The following is a 25,495-nucleotide window of genomic DNA, read 5'->3' as shown; positions in this document are numbered from 1 at the left end:
AGAGGCGCGGTCACGAGAGCGACTCGTCGAGCTCGCCGAGCGCATCGGTCAGCTGCAGGTTGGCCGAGTAGTCGACGGGGCACGAGATCACCGAAACGGTGTCGTCGGCGAGGGCTTGGCGGAGGGTGGGCAGCAGCTCGTCTGCCGTGTCGATGCGGTATCCACGGGCTCCGAAGCTCTCGGCGTAGGCGACGAAGTCAGGGTTGCCGAACGCCGTGTCGATGCTGTGCCCGAGCTCGACCTCCATCTTCCATTTGATCAGCCCGTACTCGTCGTCGACCCAGATCAGCACGACCATCGGGATTCGCTCGCGCCGCGCCGTCTCGATCTCCTGCGAGTTCATCATGAACGCCCCGTCGCCGGTCGCGACGAGGACGCGGGCCTCGGGGCGCGCGATCTTGGCGCCGATGGCCCCGGGCAGCGTCCAAGCCATCGTCGACAGGCCGTTTGAGATCAGGCACGTGTTCGGCTCATACGTCGGGTAGAGCCGCGCCATCCACATCTTCAGGGCGCCTGTGTCAACGAGGACGATGTCGTCCCGTCTGAGCGCGGCACGGGTGTCGGCCACGATCCGCGCGGGGGCGACGGGGAACCGGTTGTCCCGTCGCCCGCGCTCGAGCTCACCGGCGAGCATGGCGCGGATCCGCTGCTCTTCGATGTCGGGGTCGAAGCGCCGACCGACCTCGGCGGCCAGCGCGTCCAGGGTGCGGCCGATGTCCGATTGCAGGCCGACCTCGATCTCGTAGTGGAGGTCGACCTCGGCAGGGAATCGATGGATATGGACGATCTTCTTGTCGCAGTTCGGATTGATCCGAACGGGGTCGAACTCCTGCAGCTCGTAACCGACGGCAACGATCGCGTCGGCGTGATCGAACCCGAAGTTCACGTAGTCGTGGCGCATGAAGCCGACCGCGCCGAGGGCCTGCGGATGGTCATCCGGAAAGACCCCCTTGCCGTGGAACGTCGTGGCCACCGGCACGCCGAGCGTCTCGGCGAAGCGGCGCAGTGCGTCGCTTGCACGGGCACGCGCCGCGCCGTGCCCCGCGAGCACGATTGGGTTCCGGGCGGCGCGCAGGACGTCCGCCGCACGGCGCAGCTGGCTCGCCGAAGGCTCGTCCGGGCGAGGTGTGTTGACCACCAGCGGCCGGGCGCCGTCGTGGGCAGCCGCTCTCTCGACATCCTCGGGCACCGCGAGGTAGACGGCGCCCGGGCGCTCCGTCTGCGCCAGCTTGAACGCCTTGCGGATCATCTCCGGCACTGCGTCCGGCGTCGCGAGCAACTCCGACCACTTGGTCGCAGGCCTGAACATCGACACGAGGTCGATGCCCTGGTGAGACTCCTTGAACGACCGATTCATGCCCACCTGCGCCGACAGCGCCACGACAGGCGTGGAGTTCGTGGTGGCATCCGCCACGCCCAGCAGCAGGTTGATCGCGCCGGGACCGAGCGTCGAAGAGCAGACCCCGGCCTTCCCCGTCAGGCGGCCGTACACCTCGGCCATGAACGACGCGGCCTGCTCATGGCGCACGAGCACGTAGTGGATCGAGGACTCTGACAGCGCGTCGACGAAGTGGATGTTCTCCTCACCCGGGATACCGAAGACGTGAGAGACGCCCTCGTTCTCCAAGCAGCGCACGATCAGACGCGCGACGCCACCCTCCGATTCTCGGCTCGACATCGCAGCTCCTGTCCCTCATTCGCTTGCAGTCCTTCGATCGTCATCCGGGCCCCGCGGGGCGTTGACAACGATCGCGTGTGCGTTCACGAACTCGAGCAAGCCGTGGCGGAACAGCTCTCGACCGTAGCCCGACTCTTTGATGCCGCCGAACGGCAAGCGCGGATCGGAGACCGTCATGCCGTTGACCGCCGTATGACCGGCCTGCAAGCGCGTCGCGAACTCCTCGCCGCGCTCGAGATCCGACGTCCAGATCGCGCTGCCCAAGCCATAGGTGGTCTGGTTCGCGAGCGCCAGCGCGTGCTCGGCGTCACCCGCCCGCATGATCGGCACGGCCGGGCCGAAGACCTCCTCCTCGAGCACCGGCATCCCGGGCTCGACCTCGTCGAGAACGGTCGGAAGATAGAAGTAGCCGGGCCGGTCGGGCGCCTCGCCGCCGATCACGACGCGGGCACCCTGGCGCACCGACTCGCGCACCTGGCGCTCCACCGCGTCGCGCAGTTCGACGCGCGCCAGCGGTCCGATCGTGACGCCGGGCTCAGTGGGATCGCCGACCCGGAGCTCACGGACTCGCCGAAGCAGATGCTCGTTGAACTCGTCCGCGACCGCCTGCTCGACGATGATCCGCTTCGCCGCGATGCACGATTGACCGGTGTTCTGGAAGCGGCTGCGAGCGGCCCAGGCCGCTGCGCTCTCCAGGTCCGCGTCGGCGAGCACGACGAACGGGTCGCTGCCGCCGAGCTCCAGCACGCACTTCTTCAGGGCCTGGCCGGCCCTCGCCGCCACGGCCCGTCCGGCGCGGGTCGACCCGGTGAACGTAACCCCCGCGATGCGACGGTCGGCGATCACGCTCGACGCGACCTCGTCGGTGCGCTCCGCGTTCACCACAATCGCCGAGAACAGACCTTCGGGAAGTCCGGCGCGCAGAACCGTAGCGGCCAGCTCCAGCGCGCACCCCGTCGTCGACGGCGCATGCTTGAGCATCACCACATTGCCGGCCGCGAGTGCAGGCGCGAGGGCGCGAATCACCTGCCAGTACGGGAAGTTCCAAGGCATGATCGCGAGAATGACGCCGAGCGGCTGGTAGGCCAACCGGGTGCGCATCGCGCCAGTGCTCACCTCCTCGGGGCGCAGCAGGTCCGGCGCGTGATCGGCAAACCAGTCACATGCCACCGCGCACTTCTCCACCTCGGCTTGGCTTTCGGCGAGCGGCTTTCCCATCTCACGCGTCGCCAGCGCCGCGAGTGCGCCCGCGTCCGACCGCAGCGCGGCTGCCAGATCCCGCAGCGACTTCGCGCGCCGCTCCGGTGGAACCGCCGCCCAGCGAACCGCACGCTCACGGGCGAGATCGAGCATCCCCTCGAGCTCGGCCGCGCCCGTCTCCTCATGCGTCGCAACCGGCTCGCCCGTCGCGGGATCGATCGTTCGCACGCTCACGCTCGTTCTCCTTCGATTGAGAGCGGTCGCCCTGGCCCGCCCGCCACGGTCGATCGGGCTCCCGTCATGCCGAGGGGTTCTCGAGGACCAGCGCGACGCCCTGGCCCGAGCCGACGCACACGCCGAGCACGCCGTAGCGTGCTCCGCGCTCGCGCAACTCGGTCGCGAGCGTGAGCACGTAGCGGGTACCCGATGATCCGAACGGATGGCCGATCGCGACCGCGCCGCCGTTCGGGTTCAGGCGCTCGTCGGGGACGTGGAACCCGTCGAGCTGCTCGGGTAGCTCCCGCAGGATCGCGACCGCGACCGCGGCGTACGCCTCGTGGATCTCCCAGACGTCGATCTGTTGCGGGGTCAGGCCGGCCCGGTCGAGCGCCTTCGGGATCGCGAACGCCGGGGCGATCCCCATGATCCGCGGATCGAGCGCGTGGGTCGCCGACGCGACCACGCGCGCGAGCGGCTCCGCGCCGAGCTCGTTCGCCGCCCCGGCGCTCGCGAGCACGACGGCGCTCGCGCCGTCGTTCAGCGGCGAGGAGTTCCCGGCCGTCATCTGGGTGGTGTTCGGCTGAGCCGGGAGCGCGGCGAGCTTCTCGGCCGTCGTGTCCGCGCGAATGCTTTCGTCGTGCTCGAACGTGCGCCCGGGCTCCTTGCGGCTCGCCGGGACCTCGATCGGATGGATCTCCAGCGCGAGCCGTCCAGAATCGCGCGCCGCGGCCGCGTGCAGGTGGGAGCGCAACGCGAAGGCGTCGATCTCCTCGCGGGACAGCTTGTAGTTGTCGGCGACGTTCTGCGCGGTCCGCATCATGTCGATGTACGCGTCTCTGGCGAGCAGGGCCGGGTTCGGCGGGCCACCTGCGCCGGCCCACATCGTGTCGAGCATCAGAACCGGTCCACGCGGCATGAACGGCGCGTCGCCCTTGATCAGCGCCCAGCCCGAGCGTGACATCGACTCGACCCCGCCCGCGAGACCGACGCCGAGCTCGCCCGCGCGAATCGCGTGGGCGAGCTGGATGGCGCACGTCAGCGACGACGCGCAGAACCGGTTCACGGTCGCCGCCGGGACCGAATCCGGGAAGCCCGCCGCCAGCGCGGCCCAGCGCGCGATGTCGCCCATCCCCTCGTGCGCCACGTTGACGCAGCCCGCCGCTATGTCCTCGATCCGGTCCAGCGGAACCCCGACTCGCTCGCACGCCGCGACCATCGTCTGGCCGAGCAGGTCGTCGGTGCGGATGTGCGACAGGGAGCCGCCGTAGCGTCCGACCGGGGTTCGCACGCCACCGAGAACGAAGGCATCAGTCATCGCGGTGCTCCTCCTCCGTCGGGAACGCCCTGCACCCTTGATGAGTCGCCGGATCGAGCGCAAGTCCAGACCCGTCGCCGTTCGCGACGGTCTATCGCAGGCTGGGGTCGGTTCCGCCGCGGTGGAGCGCGACGGCCTCCCAGCAGTAGCGGGCGAGTACGGAGCGGTAAGGGCGAAACGGCTCGCCGAGGGCGAGCAGCGGTTTCGGTGTCGGCGGCGGGTCGATGCCCCATGCGAGCCCGTATCCCTGCCGCACACCGAGGTCGTCGACCGGCCAAACATCCAGTCTCCGGAGCTCGAACATGAGGAACATCTCTGCCGTCCAATGGCCGATGCCGCGCACACCGATGAGCTGGTCGATGATGGCGTCGTCGGATTGACGCCCGAATCTGGAGAAGTCGACCGTTCCGTCGAGCACCTTGGCTGTCAGATCGCGCAACGCCGCGAGCTTGTTCGCCGAGAGCCCTGCTGCGCGCAGATCCTCATCAGCGGTGACGCTCAGCGCATCAGCGGTGAGATGGCCGCCGGCGGCAACGACCACACGGCCGAGAATGGCTTGGGCCGCGCGACCAGCGAGCTGCTGGAACACGATCGCACGGGCCAACGCTCCGAAGGGTCCGTCGGCGTTGCGTGGCCGGTGCTTGACCACCCCGACCAGCGAGACCAGGTTCGACAGCACCGGGTCACGCGCCGCCGCCTCCTCGACCGCCGCCGCGAGCGCGATCCTCGTCATTGCGCAGAAGGTAGCGCCGCTCGTCGCTGTGCTAGGGGCGTCGTCCGAGCCAGGCCATCAGCCGGGCCGTGTCACTTGCGCCGGCCGGTGCGGTCACGGCGGGACCGAATGGTCGACCCGGACCACGGAAGCTGTCGTCGATGTCCTTGCAGTTCTGCCACGCCACCGCATGCAGCTCCGGATCGAGCTCGGTCGCTTGTCCGGTTGCCTTTGCCAGGTCCCAACCGTGCACGATCACCTCGACCGTGTGGATCCCGATGGCGAAAGCACCCGGGAACTCGCCAAACGGCAAATGCACGGTTCTCTCCAACACGGACGGATCGCTCCATGCCTTCGACACCGCGTCGGCCGACTCGCGATACGGAGTGAGTGCGTCGTTGCGGACGAAGTCACCGGTCGCCGGCACCGACTCTCCGGGCTCGCCGTGTGCGATCTTCACGAAGCGACGGTTGCCGCCGATCATGTGATTGAGCAGACCGCGCACATCGAACTCGTCGCACGGAGTCGGTGCGCCGAACTGTGATGCGGCGGTGCTGGCCACGATCGACGTTGTCGCCTCGAGCGCCCGGTCGTGCAGCTTGACGATGTCCATCAGTCGCCTGCTCCGGGTCCGATGTCCGGGCCGGGATCGTCGCCACCGACGCGCACCGCCAACCGCTGCAGGTAGTGCGCCCACCCGGCGCCATGATCCTCGACGGCGTCGTCGGGCAGCCCGCGGTGAACAAGGCGCACGCGCGTTTTGTCCCCTTCGGGCTGCAACGTGATCTCGACCGTGGTCGACCCGGGCGGGATCGGATGACCCTCCTGTTCCCAGCCAAAGGTGAAGACGACCTTTCTCATCGGATCGACCTCGACGTACTCCCCCGCCGACTGGTGCTGGCCGGCGACCAGCACGCGGTACACGCCACCCGGTCGTGGGTCGATCTCCGCCACCGTGCCGTCCCACTCGATGTGTTTTCCGGGCTCGGTCAGGAACGGCCAGATCGTCTCCGGCGTCGCATCGATCATGATCTCGCGCACGAGTTCGGCCATCAGCGCTTCTCCTTCTCTCTTTGGGCGGCCTCGGCGACGTCACGCAGTCGCTCGAGCCCAGTGGTCCAGTAGTCGTCGAGGGACTTTCGGAGCTTCTTCATCTCCGCTCGGTCTGCTCGATACAGCCGGCGCGTCCCATCGCGACGCTCGATCACGAGCCCGGCCGCCTTGAGGACACCGAGATGCTGCGAGATCGCGGATCGAGTGACCTCAGCGAAGTGGTCCGCGATGTCGGTGGCCGGAAGCTCGCGACCCCACACCAGCCGGACGATCTCCCGGCGACGTGGTTCCGCCAACGCCTTGAGGGCTGCATCCACACCTGCTAACGTAAGCGATTACTTACGTAAGTGTCAACTGAATCTCTGGCAGTCGATAGGAGCTCGACATGGATACACCCCCGATCGTGTCGCCCGACGAGTGGGAGGCCGCGCGTCAGCAGCTGCTCGTGAAGGAGAAGGAGCTGACCCGCGCTCGTGACGCGTTGGCTGCCGAGCGTCGGCGGATGCCGTGGCTGGCCGTGGAGAAGGACTACGAGTTCGACGGCCCCGATGGCAAGGCGAGCCTTCTCGACCTGTTCGACGGTCGCCGTCAGCTGATCGTCTACCGCGCCTTCTTCGAACCGGGCGTGTCCGGCTGGCCCGAACATGCCTGCATCGGGTGCTCCATGGTGGCCGATCAGGTCGCTCACGTCGCCCATCTGAACGCCCGCGACACCACTCTCGTCTTCGCCTCGCGGGCGCCGCAGGCAGACATTGCGCGGGTGAAGGCGCGGATGGGTTGGGAGATGCCGTGGTACACGATGAGGGACGGCTTCGACGCCGACTTCGGTGTTGACGAGTGGCACGGCACGAATGCGTTCATCCGCGACGGGGACCGCGTGTTCCGCACCTACTTCATCAACGTCCGCGGCGACGAGGCGATGGGGAGCACCTGGAGCTACCTCGACATGACCGCGCTCGGGCGCCAAGAGGAGTGGGAGGACTCGCCGGAGGGCTACCCTCAGACCCCGCCCTACGCGTGGTGGATCTGGCACGACGAACCCGGCGACGACACGAAGTGAAGCGCTATCGGATCGGATGGTAGGTGGCGATCACCGCGCCACTGCTTGTCGGCAGGGCCTCGACGAGCTCGAAGTTGGTCAGCGCCGCATCATCGGGAAACAGTCGCGTGCGTCCCCCGCCGGCCACGACGGGGCTGATCATCAGGGTGAGCTCGTCGAGGAGCCCGTGTTCGATCAGGTACCGAACCAGCGTGGGGCTGCCGGCCGTACCGATTGTTCCGCCCTGCTGCCGGCGCAGCTCGGCGACGAAGTCGGCGACCGAACCCTTGATGAGGGTGCTGTTCGACCAGTGGTCGACCGAGTCGAGGGTCGTGGAGGCGACGTACTTCGGCGTTGTGTTGATCCAGGTCGCGAATGGCTCGTCGGTCGAGGTGGGCCAGTAACCCGCCCATTCGGCGAAGGTCACCCGGCCGAGCAGCACAGCGTCCTGCTCCTCGAGCATGCGGGACAACGCCGCGCCCATCTCGTCGTCGAAGGCGGGCTGCCATTCATTGGGTGCCTGGACGACACCGTCGATCGAGCTGAACAAACCTGCGGTCACCTTGCGCATCTGCGGAATCCTTTCTGGCCGATCTGAGAGGTTGTTGCTGTGCCGACCACGAACGGCCGGCGCCGTTTCGACACGGAGCGGAGAAAATTTCTCTCGAGTCGGGTGTCGATTCCGGCGGTCCCGCTCGTAGAGGGGGTGAGCGGTGCAGCGGGCACCGCCGAACAGAAGGGAAACCCGATGTCCGTCACCGCCCCGACCCCGACCACCCCGCACCACTCGGCATTGCCGGCCGGCTCGCTGCGGCGCGCGACCGTCGCCGTGGGTCTGGCCGCCGCCGCCGTCACGGCCACGGTCGCTGCGGCCGTCCACTCCGCCGGCGTCCCGCTTGCGGTGGACGGCGAGATGATCCCCCTCGCCGGCTTCGCTCAGATGACCTTCGTCGGCGCCATCGTCGGTGGACTGATCGCCGAGCTCGTGAGGCGGCGCAGCGCCGCGGCACGCCGCCGGTTCCTCCAGAGCACCGGCATGCTCACGGCGCTGTCGTGCCTCCCCTCGATCACGCTCCCACCCGACGTCGCCACCAAGGTCGCGCTCGTCGCCATGCACGGGATCGCGGCCACGATAATCGTTCCGGTCCTCGCCCGACAGCTTCACGACTGACACGAACTTCACGAATCACAAGGAGAGTTGACGATGCCTCAGTACCTGTTGTCCGTGTGGCACGACGACGACTACGACCTCGACTTCTCCTCGCCGGAGGCACAACGCCAGGTCGCGCAGGTCGGCGAGTTCAACGGCGAGCTGGAACGGGCTGGCGCCTGGGTGTTCGGCGCCGGGCTCCACCCCGCGTCCTCGGCGACCGTGGTGCGATCCACCGGCGGCGACGTGTCGATGACCGACGGTCCGTACGCAGAGACGAAGGAGCAGATGGGCGGCTTCTGGATGATCGAGGCGCCGGATCTCGACGCCGCGCTCGCGTGGGCGGGCAAGGCCGCGGCCGCCTGCGAAGGGCCGGTCGAGGTCCGGCCGGCGGAAGGGTGAATGAAACCCTCGATGCCGTCTTCCGCCGAGAAGCCGGCCGGTGCACCGCCACGCTGATCCGTGTCCTCGGCGACATCGATCTCGCCGAGGACGCGGTGGCCGAAGCCTTCGCCATCGCGGCCGAGCAGTGGCCGCAGCACGGAGTGCCCCCGAACCCCGGCGGCTGGATCGTCACGACCGCACGCAACCGCGCCATCGACCGCCTGCGACGCGAAGCGTCCCGGACAGACCGCTACCTCGCTGCCCACCGACTCCACGCCGACGACATGGAACCTGACCACCGACGCGAGCTCGACGACCTGGATGCCTTCGTCGACGTCGTCGCAGACGACCAGCTGCGCCTCATGTTTCTCTGCTGCCACCCCGCGCTCGCCGCAGACGCCCAGGTCGCACTGACGCTTCGGCTGTTGGGGGGACTCGACGCCCCCACGATCGCTCGCGCCTTCCTCGTTCCCGAGGCCACGGTGGCGCAACGGATCGTGCGAGCGAAGCGCAAGCTACGCGACAACCACGCCGCCTACCGGATCCCGCGAGCCGCCGAGCTCCCCGACCGCCTCCACGCCGTGCTCGCGGCCATCTACCTCATCTACACCGAAGGACACACGGCGACGTCCGGCGAGACCCTCACGCGCGTCGATCTGTCCAACGAAGCGATACGGGTCGGACGAGTCCTCGCCGAGCTCATGCCCGACGAACCGGAAGCCATCGGGCTCCTCGCGTTGATGCTGCTCACCGAGGCCCGCCGCCCCGCTCGCACCGACAGCGAGGGAGCGATGATCCGCCTCGCAGACCAAGACCGCAATCGATGGGACCGCTCGCTCATCGGCGAAGGACACGAGCTCGTACGCGCCTGCCTGCGCCGCAACCACCCTGGCGCATTCCAGATCCAGGCGGCGATCGCCGCCGTGCACGCCGACGCGCCGATGGCCGACGCCACCGACTGGACGCAGATCATCACGCTCTACGACCAGCTCTACGCCCTACGCCCGAATCCGGTCGTGGCGCTCAACCGGGCGATCGCCGTCGCCGAGCTCCACGGCCCGGCCGCTGGTCTCGCAGCGCTCGCCGCGCTCGACACCACGACGCTCGCCGACTACCAGCCGTATCACGCGGCACACGCCGACCTCCTCGCCCGCGCCGGCGACCGAGACGGCGCCGTCGCTGCCTACGACCGCGCCATCGAGCTCAGTTCGAACCCCGCCGAGCGACATTTCCTCCGGCAGCAACGCGTCGCTACTGCCGATCGACGTCCCTCATCTCCGTGAGCCGGCCGCGCGGTCTATCCCAACCGTGTCAGAACGTTCCGGGTGATCTGTTCGATCTGCGGGTCTCGCCCAGCCAGCCCGTGAGCCCAATCGGTCGACCCCGACGTCATCACTGTCGCGCCCGCCTCGTTCGTGTACGCACCCAGCACCGCGTGGCCGTGGCGGATGCGTTCCATCGCCTCGGGCTCACGCGTCCCGAACACGCGTGACGCGATGTACTCCAACTCGCTGGGCTCGCCCGGCTTGGGCGGACGAGGCGCCGTCTCGCGGGTGAAGTGCTGCGTCGGGCACGTGCCGAGGATCTCGAAGGTCGACGGCGTGCCGTCCTCGCCGGTCGGGTACGGCAGCCCGTCGCGGTAGGTGAACACGCACCCGTCGCACTCGTAGCCGACGACGGTCGTGGCGGCGCCGAGCACGTCGCCGTAGCCGAGCCCGGTGCCGTCGAAGATCCAGTGACCGGCGCGGTGCACGGTGTAGCCGCCGAGGCCGGCGGCCACATTGCGACCGATGCGGTGATAGCCGCCGCGGGTGAAAGTGACGCCGGTCATGTGGTTCTCGGGACGACCCACGATCACATCGGACCAGAAGGTCGTCACCTCCGGCTCGCGGTCGGTGTTCATCAGCGGATCGTTCTTGAACAAGCCCTTGTACCCGACCATCACGTCGTGATCGTCACCCTCGATGCGCACCTGCCACAACGACGTGTTGCCCGAGAAGAACCCCGCGTTGCCGCCACGCGCGATGAATGCTTCGACCGTGTCGCGCATCCCGCGAGACCAGTACTCGTCGTGGCCGACCGACAGATACAGGCTCGCGTCGTCCAAGACCTCTGGGTGTGCTTCGAGATCGGCGTTCGTGCACACACCGATCTCGAACCCTTCGCGTTCGGCCCACTCGATGAACGGCAGCTCCCAGTCGGGCCAACCGGCCGACCCTGCATAGCCCGACAGGTGGTTGAGCTGGATGTAGCCGACGTGCGCGGCGTTCTGCGGATCGGGCGCGCCCGTCCCCGTCACGCGACGACCCTTTCCCGGCGGCTTGTACAGGTAGCCCGCCGCCATCGGCCGCTGCATGGCGACGTGGGTGCCGCCCGTGTACAGGTTCGGTCCGCCGAAGTCGTTGTAGGCGTGCCACGTGTTGTTCGCCAGCGCGAGCACGATGCGCGCGCCAGAAGACGGACGCACGACGAAGAACGCGTAGTCGCGCCGTACCTTCTCGCCGACGTCGATCTCCATGACGACCTCGTAGTACCCCGACCGCCACGTCGGGTCGACGTCCAGAGTGAGCGCGACAGGCCAGCCGCACCCCTTCGAGGAAGCGTCCTTCGGCGTCTCGTGCTCGTCGGCCGCGACTCCGTCAAGACTGCACACGACCTCCCGTCGCGCGCCGACCCGTGTCACCTCGACGCGCACCGGCCGCCCCGCGGACGACGACATGTGCAGACCGACCTGCTCGCCCGCGCCCACTGATTGCGGCCAGCAGTACCCCGTAACCACCTCGCGGCCCATCGCCCGACCCTAACGTGGCGAGATCTCGCCTCGTCGGGAGCAGGTCATGCGGGCCGCGAACCTGGCCGGTGATCAGCGTTCCGTAGCCGCACCGATGGGAACCAACGGCTCCCACCGTCGGTTTTGACATGGCTGCGAACGCACCGACCGCCAAGAACCTCGCCGGCCTCTACAAGCTCGGTCCGCTCGACTGGGACGACGTCCGCGGGACGCTGGAGACCAACCTCACCCAGGAACCGGGGCCCGGCGGGCCCGGCCACGACACCTTCTGGTTGTCGACGCTCGACGCCGACGGCCGCCCGCACATCACCGCCGTCGGCGCCTTGTGGGTCGACGGCCGCTACTACTTCAGCGGTGGACCCCGGTCCCGCAAGATCCGCAACATCGAGCGGGACTCCGGCTGCGCGTTCGGTGTCGCCATCCACGGCTACGACGTCGCGCTCGAGGGCCGGGCCGCCCGGGTGACCGACGACGCGCAGCTGCGGCGCCTCGCCCAGGTGTTCGCCGAGGGCGGGTGGGCGCCAACGACTTCGAGGCGTACATCCAGCTGCCCGTCGCCGCGATGTGGCACGGTCGATCGGGCATATCCAACAATTTGACTTGATGCATCGAACCAGATTGATGTAGAACGAGGCGGTGCGAGTTGCATCGGTCGAGCTGACGCCGCACGAGTTCCTTCAGCTCGCGGGGCATCGGCTGAGGTGGCAGCTGTTGGGCGACCTCGCCCGCAGCGACCGCACCGTGCACGAGCTGACCGACCTCTCGGGCCAGCACCAGAACCTCGTCTCCTACCACCTGGGCAAGCTCCGCGACGCCCGGCTCGTCTCCGCTCGACGCAGCTCCGCCGACGGTCGAGACGCGTACTACACGGCTGACCTCACTCGCCTCGGCGACCTCCTCGCCGCCACCGGCGCGGCGCTGCACGCGGGGCTCCGCCTCCGCCCACCCGAGCCGGGCGCGTTCCCGCCCCGAGCGAAGCGGGTGCGGGTGCTGTTCCTGTGCACCGGCAACAGCGCCAGGTCCCAAATGGCCGAGGCCCTTATCACGGTCCGATCCGGTGGACGGGTCGACGCCCGCAGCGCCGGCAGCAACCCCAAGCCCCTGCACCCCAACGCCGTCCGGGTGATGCGCGACGAGCACGGCATCGACCTGACCGAACACCGCTCAAAGCACCTCGACGAGTTCGCCAGGCATCGGTTCGACCGGGTGATCACCCTGTGTGACCGGGTGCGCGAGGTCTGCCCCGAGTTCCCCGGCGACCCCGAGGCCATCCACTGGAGCATCCCCGACCCTGCCGCGGGCCACGCCGACGGAGACGACGAGACGAGCTACCCCACCTTTCGGCAGACCGCCGCCGAGCTCGACACCCGCATCGGGTTCCTGCTCGCCACCCTCACGGCACAGGAGGACAGATGACCGACCTCGACAACATGGTGAACGTCCGCTACATGGTCGACGACGTCGACGCCGCGATCGCGTTCTACACCGGGCACCTCGGCTTCGAGGTGCGCACCGCCGCCGGCCCCGCCTTCGCGGATGTCACCCTCGGCAACCTGCGCCTGCTGCTCAGCGGTCCGGCCAGTTCCGCGGGACGCCCGATGCCCGACGGCACCACCCCTGGACCCGGCGGATGGAACCGCATCCACCTCCTCGTCTCCGACATCGCCGCCGAGGTCGCCCGGCTCCGTGACGCCGGTGTGCGCTTCCGCAACGACATCGTCACTGGTCCCGGCGGTCAGCAGATCCTGATCGAAGACCCCGCCGGGAACGTCGTCGAGCTGTTCCAACCCGCCGGCACCTGACCTCTAGAACCCGATTGCCTCGCGCACCAAGATCGCCGTCACTCGGCCTGGCGCGATGACTCGGTTGATGATGAGGACGTTGTTGACGCCACTGGGGACGCCGTAGGCCTCACGGGCACCCCAACCGGCGCGGCGGCACGCGACCGCGGGCTACGTCGTTCACGGTCGGGAAGCGGTCAGGCGGATTCGCCTTGCGCGATCTTCTGGAGGATGGCGATGCGCTCCTCGAGCGGGGGGTGCGTGTCGAACAGGCGGTGAGCAAAGCCTTCGTGGTGCTGCAACGGGTCGTCGATGCACATCGCCGCGGTCGCGTGGTTGAACCCCTTGAACGGCTTGTCGTTCTGCGCCAGCTTCTGCAGAGCATGGATCAGGCCATCAGGATTGCGCGTGAGGTTCACACCGCTGACGTCGGCCAACTCCTCACGGGAACGCGACAACGCAAATCGGATCAACGGACCCACGACGAATGCGACGACGGTCAGCAAGACTCCGGCCGCGAGGATGAGAATCGTGATCTGCTGGGCATCCCGACCGCGGGGTCGCATGAAGAAGGCGGATCGCCAGACCATGCTCGCGAGCAGCCCCGCGAGGCCGATCAGCGTGCTGACCACCAGGATGAGCCGCACGTCGTAGTTGCGGATGTGGCTCATCTCGTGGCTGATCACACCCTCGAGCTCGTCGCGGTTCATGAGTTGGAGCAGCCCCGTGGTCGCCGTGATCGCAGCCTTGTTCGGGTTGACGCCCGTTGCGAACGCGTTGGGAGACGGGTCGTCGATCACGTACACCGCCGGTTTGGGCAGCCCGGCGCTGATCGCCATTGCCTCGACGACGTTGTGGAGCTGTTGGTACCGGCTCGGATCGGCGGGGCGAGCGCCCGACACCGCGAGCACGAGGCGCGCGCCCGACGTCATCGCGTACGCCGAAGCCAACAACGCAACGATCGCCGCGATCACGATGCCCGTGGCGACGGCCGAGCCCCGAGAGCCCGAGCTCCCACCGAAGAGGGCACCGAGCAACGCGCCGATCCCTACCCAGATCAGAACGAACCCGAGAATCACGAGCACGCTGCGCCGCTTGTTCCGGGCGATCTCCTCGAGCATGCTCGAACGATACGTCGCCGCACCGGCTTCGCGGTCGTCAGGTCGTCGCCTTCACCCCAACCGACGCGCCAGCGCGGCGCGCCACGGTGTGAGGTCCAACTTCGGATAGCGGCGGGAGGTCGCCTCGATGAGCGCCGTGTCCCAGATCGGATGTCCCGGAGGCGGGAACCCGAAGAGCGCGAGCTCGCTCGAACTGCAGTCTTCGACGAACGCGACCCAGTGGGGCGAATTCGCACGCGACTGTAGAGCGTGATAGCCGATCCAGTCCTGGCCGGCGACCTTGAAGCTCACATTCAACAGGAACCGCGAGCCGCCCGGTGCGGTGAGGTCGACAGCACGATGGAAGACGTCGGGGCGGTACACGAGGAGCGAGCCGCGCACGCCAGTCGCCGGCCGCTCCGCTGCATAGAGCTCAGGGTCGGCGTTCGGCATGATCAGAGGCGTCGTCGTGGGCCGGCCCTCGGAGTCGCGCACGGACACGAGGTGCGTGGGGGCGGTGCCGCCGTGCACGTCGGAGAGATAGAGGAACGACTCGACGTGCAACCACCGCGACTCCGTTCGCGGGGGCAGCCACGAGTGGTTCCGGTCGGTGTGCATCGGCTGCTCGTAGTTCGTGACGCCGGTGTACTTGGCCGCGACGTGCACCTGGTAGAGCCGAAGGTCGGTCGTCTGCAACGCCCGTTCCATGAAGTCGACGATCGAAGGGTGCACGCACAGCCGGTTGAGCGCCCCGGTTCCGGGAAACGGAAACTCGCCGTGCCACCGGTGCTGCTCGGGGCGGAACCCGGGGCCGGCCGCCGGCCACACAAACGAATCACGTGGCGGCGGAGGCCGTCCGAGCCACTTCTCGGTCTCGCCGGCGGGGTCGGCGTGATACTGCTCGGGCGTGGGGAACATCTCCCACAGATCGGGCGTCGCAGCATCGACCTGATCGGCCCCGACGAGGCCCTCGAGCAATACCCACCCGTCCTCGCGCCACGCGATGACCTCTTCGTCGTCGGCGAACCTGGCGCTCATCATCGGGTCCTCGGTCACGCGCTCGCCCGCGTGTGCTCGCGTCTCAAACGTTGCTCCGTCGGATAGCCCGCTGGTCGCCGCCGAGGTACGAGGCGACGACAAGGGGGTCGCTCCGCACGGTGTCGGGTGCCCCCTCGGCGATGATCTCGCCCGCCTCCATGCAATAGACGTGGTCGGAGATCGCCAGGATCAGCGGAAGGTCGTGTTCGACGAGGATCAGCGTCGCGTCGAGCTCTTGCTGCACGCGCTTGATCAAGGGACCGAACGCCTCGGCTTCGCGCTGGGCGACCCCCGCGGTCGGCTCGTCGAGGCAGAGGACGCTCGGTGCCACCGCGAGCACGGATGCCAATTCGACGATACGCCGGGTTCCGGTCGACAGCTCGGCGATGAACCGATCGGCGTACCGGCCCAACCCGAGGAAGTCGATCAGCTCGGCGGCGTCGGCTCGCTTCGATCGCTCGGCGTCGGTAGCGCCCGGCAAACAGAGCAGCGAGCCCCAGAATGGCGTCGAATGGCGCGCCTCGAGCGCGAGCTGCACCGTCTCGCGCACGGTGAGCTCCGGGAACAGGGTGGCCGCTTGGAACGTGCGCCCGAGCCCCAAGTGCGCGCGCTGGTGGGCGGGCAGCCTGCCGATATTGTCGCCGAGGAGCTCGACCCGGCCCGTGCTCGCGACGTAGCCACCGATCGCGTTGAGCAATGTCGACTTACCCGCGCCGTTCGTGCCGATCAGCCCGATCACCGCTCCGGGGGCGGCGCGGACATCGACCGAGTCGACCGCGACGATGCCACCGAAGCGCACGGTCAGGCCGGATGTCGAGAGCACGCTTCCGTCCGCGTTGACGCGCGTCCGTCTACTCGTGGCGACGCGCCTCAGCGACGCCGGTGGCGCGATCCGCGTCTTTGTCTGCGCCGCCGGCAGTCGCGTCTCGAGCCAGTTCACGATCGAGCTCCGGAGCCAATAGCCGATCTGGGTGAAGCCGCCCGGGATGTACAACAGGATGATGAGCAGCCCGATGCTCGACGTGAAGAGCGGGACGGTGCGGTTGCTCGGCCAGAACGCGGGCAGGCCGACGACCCACAGTGCTCCGGCCACTGCGCCGGCGAGGCTCCCGAGCCCCCCGATCACCGCGAGCGCTACGACCGTGAGGGAGTCCTCGATCCGGAAGAACCGATCCGCGTAGCCGATCGTGACGACGCTGCCGCCGAGGATTGCACCTCCCAGTCCCGCAACGAAGCCGGCAACTGCGAACGCGGTGAGCTTCGAGCGGGTCGGTGACACTGTGAATGCCGACGCGGCCGGCTCGTTCTCGCGCACGCCGATGATCATGCGACCGATGCCGGTGCGTCGCAGGTGACCGACGAGGAGCAGCACGACGACGAGCGCGGCGAGCGTGAAGTAGTAGTAGTTGCGGTTGAGGTGCGCGAGGTCGAGCGCTCCGAGCTTTCCTCGGGGAAGCTGCACGGTAACAGACCCCTCGGTGCCGGCGAAGAGCGGCCGAGGAAAGATGTAGGCCTGCGCAGCAATCGCGAACGCCATCGTGCTGATCGCGAGGAGAAGGCCCTTCACACGCAGGGCACCCACGCCGACCGCGACCGCGATGAGGCAGGCGACGAGCGCACCGAGGAGCAGCGCGGGGACGAACGGAACCTTTGGCAGCTGACCCCGGATGAGCCGCGTCGATCGCCAGCCGATGTTGAGCGAGACGCCGCGCACGAAAGCCGCGGCACTGAGTGCACCGATTCCTGCGAACGCCATCTGTCCCAGTGAGAGCTGACCGCCCCAGCCCGTCAGGACGGTTACCGAGACCGCGCACAGCGCGAAGGCGAGGATGATCGCGTACGTCTGATGATGGAACGACTCGTGCACGACCAGCGGAAGCACCAGTGCGAACAGGAGTGCGATCCCGGCCACGAGCTGCGGCATCCGACGGACCCACCAGATCTGGCGCAGTCGCTCGGGGACGGGCGCGACGCGCGGGGCGAAGGCGAAGCTCTCGGCGCCAGAGTCGTCCGCCCGGCTGATCCGCGCGACGAGTATCAGCACGAGGATCAGCAGGACGAACTGCACCAAGCCGACCGTGTTCGGGAAGTTGTAGACGAGGACCTGGTACAGGACGCCGACGCCCGCGGAGCCCACCACGGCGCGCGGAAACGACCGCATGCCACCGATCAACGCCCCCGTGAGACCGAGGAGCAGTGTCTCCGGCCCGACTGAGACGAGATCGGACGTGCCCTGCTCGGTGGCGTACAGGATGATCGAGATCGCCGAGAGGAACCCGCCGATCGTCCAAACCGCGGTCGACATGAGCTTCGGGCTCACGCCGGTGAGCCGTGCGAGATCGGAGTTCGTCGACGACGCTCGCACCGCGACGCCGAACCGGGTGTGACCCAGGAGCCACCAGAGCCCGGTCGCGATGAACGGAACGACCACGAGCGCGAGCAGCTGTGAGCCCTTGATCGTCACGCTCCCCAGATGCCACTCGCTGGTGATCGGGCTGGGGAACGCCGTCTGCAAGCGGCCGCTGCGGTACCCGGGCAGGGTGAGCGTGACCGCGCGGGCAAGCTCGGCAACGCCGATGGTCGCGACGAGGACGATCACGCGTGGCGCCCTGAACAACCGCCGGATCACCGCCAGCTCGACGACCGTGCCTGCGAGTGTGCCGCTCAACACGGCCAAGAGAAGCGAAGGCCAATACGGCCAGTGCGACTTTCCCGCCATGACCGCGAGCAAGGCTGCGGCCGGGACGCCGAGGTCGCCCACCGCGAAGTTGATCACGCGGCTCGACCGGTAGACGACCACGATCCCCATCGCGATGAGCGAGACGATCAGGCCGCGCACCAAGCCGATCACGAGGAGGTTGGCGGTCCAGATGTGGGGTTGCAGCAGCGAGGCCAGCATCACCCGCCCTCGGTCCCGAAGAAGACGGCGCGCGCCAGGTCGTCGCGCGCCAGCAGGTCATGTGCCGGGCCTTCGAACTTGACCTGCCCCTTCTCGAGAAAGATGGCGCGATCCGAGATCTCGAGCGCCACATTCAGGGACTGCTCGACGATGACCATGGTCTGGCCACGCCCCTTCAGCTCGTCGACGAGCTCAAGAAGGCGCTGCACGACGATTGGCGCGAGGCCGAGCGACAACTCGTCGATGAGCAACACCTCGGGCTGGTGGATCAGGACGCGCGCCAGGGCGAGCATCTGCTGCTGGCCGCCGGAGAGGCTGCGGGCCGACTGCCTTCGGCGTCCGCCGAGCTCGGGGAAGAGCGTCAGCACGCTGTCGATGCGCTGCTCGACGTCGGCGTTGCTGCCACCGCCGAGCCAGGCGCTCACCGCGAGGTTCTGGCCCACGGTGAGGCTCGGGAACACCCCTTTGCCACCCGGAAGCGACACGATCCCGAGTCGAACCCGCTGTTCCGGCGCCACGTAGGTGATGTTCCGCCCGTTGAGTCGCACGACCCCGCGGTCGGGCACCTCGAGCCCGCTCACCACCCTCAGGATGGTCGACTTGCCCGCGCCGTTCGTGCCGAGCAGCGCCACGCACTCGCCGCGGTAGATCTCGAAGTTGACGTCGAACAGCACCTGTACGGACCCGTAGGAGAAATCGATGTTCGCGGCCTGGAGGACAGGTGGCTCCTGCCCGAGCTCGTGGCGCTTGCGGTGCTCATCCCTCTCTTCCAGGAGCTCCTCCACGACGAGCGAGAGGTCGTTGCGGATGAACCGGGCGCCGTTCATCAACAGGAGCCCTCCGATGATGCTCGTCGGAACACCCAGGGCGATGACGGTCCCTCGCACGCCGATCGCGTCGGTGAAGAAGCCGGAGATGACGCCGCCCCCGAAGCCACCGATGAAGAAGATGTACATCGTCGACATCGCGGTCCCCATGCCACGGAGCCGGTAAGGCACTACTGCTTGGAGCACGGGGGCGGTCATCGCGAATGCCGAGGTCGTGAGCACGGCCTGCGGGACGCCGAGGATCCAGAACCACGTCGAGTTGTGCACCGAGTACTGGATCGGCGTGAAGATTGCCGAGGGCAGGATCAGCGCCCCTACCAACGCGAGCGCCTTGGCGGGATTGCGCCGGTACACCTTGTCGAAGTACCGGCCGACGAACGGCAGGATCGGCAGGGCTGCGATGCCGGAGAGGCTCAGGATCAGCCCGCGCGTCAGTGGGCGATGGATGTGGAGGGTGTCGTTCAGGTAGAGGGATGCCAGCTCGCCCTGACTGAAGAGTCCGAAGCCGAGTGCGCAGAACGCGACGAGCACGGTGCGGATGGTGGCGATCTTCTTCAGCCGCGCGAATGCCGACTCCATCGAGATCGGTGCCGGGTTCTCGTCCTCGATCACCTCGCCGAGAACGTCGTCCTTCTCGAACTGCCCGCGGGTCGGTTCCTTCATCGCGAAGGCGCCGAAAGCGACGACAACCACCGGGATGCCGAGCAGGTACCAGGCCCAGCGCCAGCCCTCCGGTCCGCCGAACGAGGTGGCGATCGCCGCGGTGAGGACCGGGCTGGCGAGACCGACCCCGTGCGCTCCCATGCCCATGACGGCCGCCATCCGGGCGCGGATGCCGATCGGGTAGTTGTCGGCGATGAGCGACTGGTGCACCGGGATGCTGTTCGCCTTGGCGATGCCCGTCGCGAATCGCGTCCAGAACAGCATGAACGCGTTGACCGCAAGGCCCGAGCAGAAGACGAAGGCCCCGAAGAACAGACTGGCGACGCCGACGATGGGCACTCGCTTCACCCGGTCGGCGAGCCAGCCCATCGGAACCGCTCCGAGCACGAAGAACGCCGACGAGGCGGTTGCGATGAAGACGATCGCGCCCTCGCTGATGTGGAAGGTCGAGCGGATCTCGGGCCCGAGCACCTGGATCGCCGCACCCTCGAGCTCGTCGAACGCGAGCAGGAGACTGAGGACGACGAACATCAGCTTGCCGCCGCGGGCGAACGCGTCGCGGAAGCTGACCGGCTCGGAGTTCACCCCGGGCAGCAGCTGGTCGGGGAAGATCACCTGCTCCGTGGCCCGCGCCTGTGCTTCTTGGCGCGCCGCCTCCTCGTCGAGCACCGCCGCTGCGAGTGCGGCGACCTCCCCCGGGCGCGTCTCCTCCACGTCAGTCCCGCCTCGAGCCACGCTCGGTCACTTCGGTTTTCGCCTGCTATCCGCCGGTGATGTTCTCGACCGCGGTGATTCCCCGCCAGTTGCCTATCGGTGGGATGGAGGAGTCGAACGCTTCGAGGCGGAAGTTGTCCTCGGCGTCGTACTTCCCCTTGTGCAGCGAGGAGTACGGTCCCGAGCCGTAGTTGTCGATGTGGCCGAAGGTGTCAACCGTCTTGGTCCAGTTGGCGTTGTTGAGGTTCTTGCCCACCCGCGTGGCGATGTCGCGGAACATCGTGATCACCTGGCACGCGTCGTTGATCGAGGCGTTGGTTTCGAGCGTCTTGCCGCCCGGACCGGGAACGACCTCCTGTGAGTTCGGTGCGTGCTTACCGGTGTACTTCTCGTAGATCGCGGCGCAGTACTTCCAGTGCTCGCTCTTGTCGTACTCGATCGGCGTGGGGCCGCCCGCCGAAAAGATCCCCTCGTATGGATTGGGCTTGACACCGGCCTTTGTCAAGTCCTGCGCGGGACCCTTCACGTCGGTGTTGTCGGAGATGAGGATGACCTTGGGCATCGCGCTACGGATTTTGGTGACGAACTGCTTCGCGCCCGACACCTCGTTGCCGGCGAGGAAGATCGCCTCGACACCTTCGCCCTTCCACCGCTCGATGAAGCTGTCGAGCTGCGTCTGCGCAGCGGTCGTATCGGTCCCGGTGATCGTTAGAATCGCGGTGGTGCCGAGCTGTAACCCGAGCTTCCTCAAGCCGGGCACGATCGTTCCGTTGACCACCCCTGCCTCTTGTGTCGCGCCGAGCGCGGCGACCTTCTTGCCGACGAGGGTGCGCTGCTTCTCCAAGAGCTTGAGCACGACCCTGGTCGTTCGCTCGTTCGTGGCCCCGGCATAGAGGAGGAGACCGGGCGGCGCCTTGTCGATGATTGCCTGCGTCAGGTTGAACGACAGCAGGACGCGTTGGTGCTGCTTCGTGACGCAGGTCTGACCGTCACCAGACGTGTCGAAGAAGTTCCCCGTGATGGCGAACACCCTGTCGTCTTCGGTCAGCTTCGTGCACACCGAAAGCGGACCGGCGGTGTTGATCGGACAATAGCTGTCGTACACGGACACGATCTTGCGACCGTTGATCCCACCCTTGGCGTTGACGTCGTCGATGAACGCTTGGTACACCTGATCCTGGTTGATGCGGATCGAGTCGACGAAGTCCTTGACGCAGTTGAAGTCGATGAGCGCCACCCCGAGCTTGATCTCCGTAGGTGTCACTCCGACGCCAAGGGCCGTCGATTCAGTACCGCGTTGAGCCGTCGTCGACGGGGAGCCGCTCTTCGAGGAGCCCCCACACGCGGCCAACAGCCCCAGTAGCGCCAAGCCGGCAAGGGCCGCCCGCAGCAGGCAGAACCTTTTGCGTCGTTCTCGCCGTCGTGTCACGCGCGCCCCCAAGATCAGATGAGCGACAGGACATTAGATCGCCCAAAGCCGCGTTTCCCGGCAACGAAGGACCTCGGCGTGAACCTACGTGACGCCGGTCCCCGTTCCAACGCGTGGTTTGGTGGTGTCGGTTCGGACGCAGTTCGGGCACCGGCCGCGGAACGTGATGTCGATCTCGTCGAGCACATAGCCATGGCGTTGGTCGAGCGGTAGACCGAGGTCGTCGAGGCCCGCGGGATGGACATCGACGAGTCGGTGGCAGACCGTGCACACCAAATGGTGGTGGGCGGTGCCGGTGTTGGGGTCGTAGCGCGCGGGGCCGTTGCCAACCCGCAGCTCGAGCAGCTCGCCCATCTCGACCAGGTCCCGAAGCGTGTTGTAGACGGTGGCGAGGGACACTTCAGGCAGGATGGTGCGTGCCCCTTCCAGAACGTCGTCGGCCGTGAGGTGCACGTGATCGCCGGTCAAAACCTGAGCGACCGCGCGCCGCTGGGGCGTGACCCGCCAGCCACGGGCGCGGAGGCGTTCGAGGAGCGTCGGTGCGGGTCCCACGCAACCAAGCCTAGAGGCCGCGCCACTCGGTTTCCAATATTCGCATAGCTCTTGACTCAGTGCTCCTCCGAGATTAGAACACTTCCAACTTGGGCCACTTCCGGTGGCAGGACCACCGAGAACGGAGAACCACGTGTCTGACCGCGGCAGCGAAAGCGAGAGCCCAGCCATTCCCTCCCCGACTCCCGAGCCGCACCGGCCCAGGTCGAACCGCGACTGGTGGCCGGACCAGCTGGATCTGTCGGTTCTTCACCAGCACACGCCTCAGTCCAACCCGATGGACGACGATTTCGACTACGCAGAAGCGTTCAAGAGTCTCGACCTCGACGCGTTGAAGCGGGACATCGTCGAGGTGATGACGACATCGCAGGACTGGTGGCCCGCGGACTACGGCCACTACGGGCCGCTCTTCATCCGGATGACGTGGCATGCGGCCGGCACGTATCGCATCGCCGACGGCCGAGGCGGTGCGGGTAGCGGCGATCAGCGCTTTGCACCGCTCAACAGCTGGCCTGACAACGCGAATCTCGACAAGGCGCGTCGGCTGCTCTGGCCGGTGAAGCAGAAGTACGGTCAGAAGATCTCCTGGGCCGATCTCCTGGTCTACGCCGGCAACGTTGCCATGGAGTCGATGGGATTCACGACGTTCGGGATGGGCTTCGGGCGCCAGGACATCTGGGAGCCCGACGAGGTCTTCTGGGGCCCGGAGGACACGTGGCTCGGCGATGAGCGCTACGGCGGCGACCGGGAACTCGCCGGTCCGTTCGGTGCCGTCCAGATGGGCCTGATCTACGTCAACCCGGAGGGACCGAACGGCAACCCGGATCCGCGGGCTGCCGCCCGGGACATCCGAGAGACCTTCGCCCGCATGGCGATGAACGACGAGGAGACGGTCGCGCTCATCGTCGGCGGACACACCTTCGGCAAGTGCCATGGCGCAGGCGATCCGGACCTCGTCGGCCCGGAGCCCGAGGGTTGCCCCGTCGAGCATCAGGGCCTTGGTTGGATCAGCAGCTTCGGCACCGGCAAAGCCGCCGACACCATCACCAGCGGGCTCGAAGGCGCGTGGACCAACGACCCGATCAACTGGGACAACGGCTACCTCGACAACCTGTTCAACTACGACTACGAGCTGACGACGAGTCCCGCGGGGGCCAAGCAGTGGACCCCCAAGAATCCCGAGGCGCAAGGCACGGTGCCCGACGCGCACGATCCGACGAAGCGCCACGCGCCGATGATGCTGACAACCGACCTCGCGCTGAAGGTCGATCCCATCTACGAGCCGATCGCCAAGCGCTTCCACGAGAACCCCAAGGAGCTCGCAGACGCGTTCGGCAAGGCGTGGTTCAAGCTGTTGCACCGCGACATGGGGCCCGTCTCGCGCTACCTCGGTCCGTGGGTTCCCGAGCCCCAGCTGTGGCAGGACCCCATCCCCGCTGTCGACCACGAACTGGTCGGCGACGCGGACGTCGCCGTCCTCAAGAGCAAGCTCCTCGCGTCGGGCCTGTCCATCTCCCAACTCGTCACCACCGCATGGGCGTCGGCGGCCACCTTCCGCTTCACCGACAAGCGCGGCGGGGCCAACGGCGCACGGATTCGCCTCGCACCGCAGAAGGACTGGGAGGTGAACCAGCCGGCTGAGCTGGCCAAGGTGCTGCAAGCTCTCGAGCAGGTCCAGCAAGACTTCAACGGCTCACAGTCCGGTGGAACGAGAGTCTCGCTCGCGGACCTCATCGTCCTGGGCGGCGGCGCGGCCATCGAGCAGGCGGCGAAGAAGGCCGGGCACGACATCACGGTCCCGTTCGCGCCGGGCCGTACCGACGCCGTCCAGGAGCAGACCGACACGGACTCGTTCGCCGTGCTCGAACCAACCGCAGATGGATTCCGCAACTACCTCCGCGCAGGAGAGAAGCAACGGCCCGAGACCCTGCTGCTCGATCGGGCCAGCCTGCTGTCGCTGACCGCTCCCGAGATGACGGTGCTCGTCGGTGGGCTGCGCGCCCTGAACGCCAACGTGGGCCAATCGCCGCACGGCGTCTTCACCGACCGGCCCGAGACCTTGACCAACGACTTCTTCGTGAACCTGCTCGACATGAATACCGAGTGGAAGACATCCTCGTCGGAGAACGTGTACGAAGGTCGCGATCGCGCGACGGGCAAGGTCACGCGGACTGCCACGGCCGTCGACCTCGTCTTCGGTTCGAACTCACAACTCCGCGCTCTCTCCGAGGTCTACGCATCTGACGACTCGAAGGAGAAGTTCGTGCGTGACTTCGTCGCCGCGTGGGACAAGGTCATGAGGCTCGATCGCTTCGACCTCGCCTGATCTCGATCTCGACGCACGGTCGAGGGGCACGGCCAAGAGCGCGAGCGTCGGATTGGTTCGAATCGCCGCGGCCTGCCGACGAGGCAGCCGTCCTGACGCGGCGCGGCGTCGACGGCAAGAGAGTGCCGGGTGCTATTCGAGGGGGCGACGGGCGATGGCGGGCGAATGACGTCCAGCCACTGCCCAGCCCCCGACCGCTGCCGCGACCGGCAGGCCGACGGCGATTGTGAGCAGGTTCGCATAGGGCGGATGCCCGAGCGGGCCGAGACGGTGGTGGTACCAGGCGATGGCCTCGGCGTAGGCGCCGGCGACACCGAGGGCCACTCCCAACAGAGCGAGGCTGCCGGCCGTGGCCCCGGTCAGTGCGCGGCGTGTCCTTGCGGTGGCGCCTGTCGCGGTCAGCGTGCGCAGATCGTTGGCCGTCTCCGCGCGGATGAGACCGACGGTCATGGCGAGCACGCCGAGGGCGAGCACGATGCCGGCCACGGACGCGTCGGTTCCGAGTTGCGAGGCGCTGTGGCGGTCCGCGGCTTCCACGGTGAGACCGACCCCTGCCGCCGTCCGGGTCGCGCTGCCGATCTGGGCGGCGCTGATGCTGTGGGCGGTCTCGAGAAGCCACCCGGCC

24 protein-coding genes are annotated in these 25,495 nt (G+C 67.8%); 8 read left to right on the top strand and 16 right to left on the bottom strand.

From position 1 onward, the window contains the following. Positions 1-10: 10 nt before the first annotated feature. The 7 genes from E6G06_18810 to E6G06_18780 all read right to left on the bottom strand — a co-directional run bounded on the left by E6G06_18810 (position 11) and on the right by E6G06_18780 (position 6,494). Complete coding sequence (locus E6G06_18810; protein ID TML87186.1) at positions 11-1,678, bottom strand: acetolactate synthase large subunit; 1,668 nt, start codon at positions 1,676-1,678, stop codon at positions 11-13. A 15-nt stretch (positions 1,679-1,693) separates the two neighbouring features. Next, entirely contained in the window at positions 1,694-3,112 is a 1,419-nt protein-coding gene (locus tag E6G06_18805; GenBank protein TML87185.1) for an NAD-dependent succinate-semialdehyde dehydrogenase, read from the bottom strand. A gap of 64 nt (positions 3,113-3,176) precedes the next feature. Next, a complete protein-coding gene (locus E6G06_18800) occupies positions 3,177-4,412 on the bottom strand; it encodes a thiolase family protein (protein ID TML87184.1) in 1,236 nt (411 codons plus the stop codon). 91 nt (positions 4,413-4,503) lie between these two features. Then, on the bottom strand, positions 4,504-5,145 hold the full coding sequence (locus E6G06_18795) for a DNA-3-methyladenine glycosylase 2 family protein (GenBank protein TML87183.1): 642 nt from the start codon (positions 5,143-5,145) through the stop codon (positions 4,504-4,506). A 31-nt stretch (positions 5,146-5,176) separates the two neighbouring features. After that, a complete protein-coding gene (locus E6G06_18790; GenBank protein ID TML87182.1) occupies positions 5,177-5,737 on the bottom strand; it encodes a TIGR03086 family protein in 561 nt (186 codons plus the stop codon). After that, positions 5,737-6,177, bottom strand: coding sequence for an SRPBCC domain-containing protein (locus E6G06_18785; protein ID TML87181.1), 441 nt, complete (start codon positions 6,175-6,177; stop codon positions 5,737-5,739). Before E6G06_18785 ends, E6G06_18790 begins: the two co-directional genes overlap by 1 nt. After that, the gene (locus tag E6G06_18780) at positions 6,177-6,494 is read right to left on the bottom strand and encodes a winged helix-turn-helix transcriptional regulator (GenBank protein TML87180.1); all 318 of its coding nucleotides are present in this window, start codon (positions 6,492-6,494) and stop codon (positions 6,177-6,179) included. The genes E6G06_18785 and E6G06_18780 overlap by 1 nt, the downstream gene beginning before the upstream one ends. A 68-nt stretch (positions 6,495-6,562) precedes the next feature. Here E6G06_18780 and E6G06_18775 point away from each other — a divergent pair, with 68 nt between their 5' ends. Beyond that, the gene (locus E6G06_18775; GenBank protein ID TML87179.1) at positions 6,563-7,237 is read left to right on the top strand and encodes a DUF899 domain-containing protein; all 675 of its coding nucleotides are present in this window, start codon (positions 6,563-6,565) and stop codon (positions 7,235-7,237) included. 4 nt (positions 7,238-7,241) lie between these two features. Here E6G06_18775 and E6G06_18770 read toward each other — a convergent pair whose 3' ends face one another. Continuing rightward, positions 7,242-7,787 carry a riboflavin biosynthesis protein RibD gene (locus tag E6G06_18770; GenBank protein ID TML87178.1) on the bottom strand — a complete coding sequence of 182 codons (546 nt, stop codon included), beginning with the start codon at positions 7,785-7,787 and terminating at the stop codon, positions 7,242-7,244. A 177-nt stretch (positions 7,788-7,964) separates the two neighbouring features. Between E6G06_18770 and E6G06_18765 the strand changes: the two genes are divergently transcribed. From E6G06_18765 to E6G06_18755, 3 genes are read left to right on the top strand one after another with little or no spacing between them, the layout of a single operon-like run. Further along, the gene (locus tag E6G06_18765; GenBank protein ID TML87177.1) at positions 7,965-8,387 is read left to right on the top strand and encodes a hypothetical protein; all 423 of its coding nucleotides are present in this window, start codon (positions 7,965-7,967) and stop codon (positions 8,385-8,387) included. A gap of 33 nt (positions 8,388-8,420) precedes the next feature. After that, positions 8,421-8,768, top strand: a complete 348-nt coding sequence (locus E6G06_18760) for a hypothetical protein (GenBank protein ID TML87176.1) — start codon at positions 8,421-8,423, stop codon at positions 8,766-8,768. Further along, positions 8,765-10,033 carry an RNA polymerase sigma factor gene (locus tag E6G06_18755; protein ID TML87175.1) on the top strand — a complete coding sequence of 423 codons (1,269 nt, stop codon included), beginning with the start codon at positions 8,765-8,767 and terminating at the stop codon, positions 10,031-10,033. Before E6G06_18760 ends, E6G06_18755 begins: the two co-directional genes overlap by 4 nt. A gap of 14 nt (positions 10,034-10,047) precedes the next feature. Here E6G06_18755 and E6G06_18750 read toward each other — a convergent pair whose 3' ends face one another. Then, on the bottom strand, positions 10,048-11,541 hold the full coding sequence (locus E6G06_18750) for a hypothetical protein (GenBank protein TML87174.1): 1,494 nt from the start codon (positions 11,539-11,541) through the stop codon (positions 10,048-10,050). 128 nt (positions 11,542-11,669) lie between these two features. Between E6G06_18750 and E6G06_18745 the strand changes: the two genes are divergently transcribed. The 3 genes from E6G06_18745 to E6G06_18735 are packed head-to-tail and all read left to right on the top strand — an operon-like array spanning position 11,670 to position 13,343. Next, positions 11,670-12,140, top strand: a complete 471-nt coding sequence (locus E6G06_18745; protein ID TML87173.1) for a pyridoxamine 5'-phosphate oxidase family protein — start codon at positions 11,670-11,672, stop codon at positions 12,138-12,140. 58 nt (positions 12,141-12,198) lie between these two features. After that, on the top strand, positions 12,199-12,957 hold the full coding sequence (locus tag E6G06_18740; GenBank protein ID TML87200.1) for an ArsR family transcriptional regulator: 759 nt from the start codon (positions 12,199-12,201) through the stop codon (positions 12,955-12,957). Further along, positions 12,954-13,343 carry a VOC family protein gene (locus E6G06_18735; GenBank protein ID TML87172.1) on the top strand — a complete coding sequence of 130 codons (390 nt, stop codon included), beginning with the start codon at positions 12,954-12,956 and terminating at the stop codon, positions 13,341-13,343. The genes E6G06_18740 and E6G06_18735 overlap by 4 nt, the downstream gene beginning before the upstream one ends. 176 nt (positions 13,344-13,519) lie before the next feature. Here E6G06_18735 and E6G06_18730 read toward each other — a convergent pair whose 3' ends face one another. The 6 genes from E6G06_18730 to E6G06_18705 all read right to left on the bottom strand — a co-directional run bounded on the left by E6G06_18730 (position 13,520) and on the right by E6G06_18705 (position 22,715). Then, positions 13,520-14,443 (bottom strand): hypothetical protein, encoded by a 924-nt coding sequence (locus E6G06_18730; GenBank protein ID TML87171.1) that lies wholly within the window; start codon positions 14,441-14,443, stop codon positions 13,520-13,522. Positions 14,444-14,494: 51 nt separating this feature from the next. Further along, a complete protein-coding gene (locus E6G06_18725) occupies positions 14,495-15,460 on the bottom strand; it encodes a hypothetical protein (protein TML87170.1) in 966 nt (321 codons plus the stop codon). A gap of 43 nt (positions 15,461-15,503) precedes the next feature. Beyond that, positions 15,504-18,359 (bottom strand): ATP-binding cassette domain-containing protein, encoded by a 2,856-nt coding sequence (locus tag E6G06_18720; GenBank protein TML87169.1) that lies wholly within the window; start codon positions 18,357-18,359, stop codon positions 15,504-15,506. Beyond that, complete coding sequence (locus E6G06_18715) at positions 18,359-20,563, bottom strand: MFS transporter (GenBank protein ID TML87168.1); 2,205 nt, start codon at positions 20,561-20,563, stop codon at positions 18,359-18,361. The genes E6G06_18720 and E6G06_18715 overlap by 1 nt, the downstream gene beginning before the upstream one ends. A gap of 46 nt (positions 20,564-20,609) precedes the next feature. Then, positions 20,610-22,010 carry an ABC transporter substrate-binding protein gene (locus tag E6G06_18710; GenBank protein TML87167.1) on the bottom strand — a complete coding sequence of 467 codons (1,401 nt, stop codon included), beginning with the start codon at positions 22,008-22,010 and terminating at the stop codon, positions 20,610-20,612. 66 nt (positions 22,011-22,076) lie between these two features. Then, complete coding sequence (locus E6G06_18705) at positions 22,077-22,715, bottom strand: transcriptional repressor (protein ID TML87166.1); 639 nt, start codon at positions 22,713-22,715, stop codon at positions 22,077-22,079. Between E6G06_18705 and katG the strand changes: the two genes are divergently transcribed. Further along, the gene (gene katG, locus E6G06_18700) at positions 22,648-24,870 is read left to right on the top strand and encodes a catalase/peroxidase HPI (protein ID TML87165.1); all 2,223 of its coding nucleotides are present in this window, start codon (positions 22,648-22,650) and stop codon (positions 24,868-24,870) included. The genes E6G06_18705 and katG overlap by 68 nt on opposite strands. Positions 24,871-25,002: 132 nt before the next feature. Here the strand turns inward: katG and E6G06_18695 are convergent, their stop codons facing one another. Continuing rightward, positions 25,003-25,356 (bottom strand): hypothetical protein, encoded by a 354-nt coding sequence (locus tag E6G06_18695; protein ID TML87164.1) that lies wholly within the window; start codon positions 25,354-25,356, stop codon positions 25,003-25,005. Positions 25,357-25,495: the final 139 nt, after the last annotated feature.

It is taken from the genome of Actinomycetota bacterium (assembly GCA_005888325.1).
Classification (GTDB): Bacteria; Actinomycetota; Acidimicrobiia; order Acidimicrobiales; family AC-14; genus AC-14.
The sequence above is the reverse complement of the archived record's forward strand: the minus strand, read 5'-3'. Positions and strand labels throughout refer to the sequence as shown.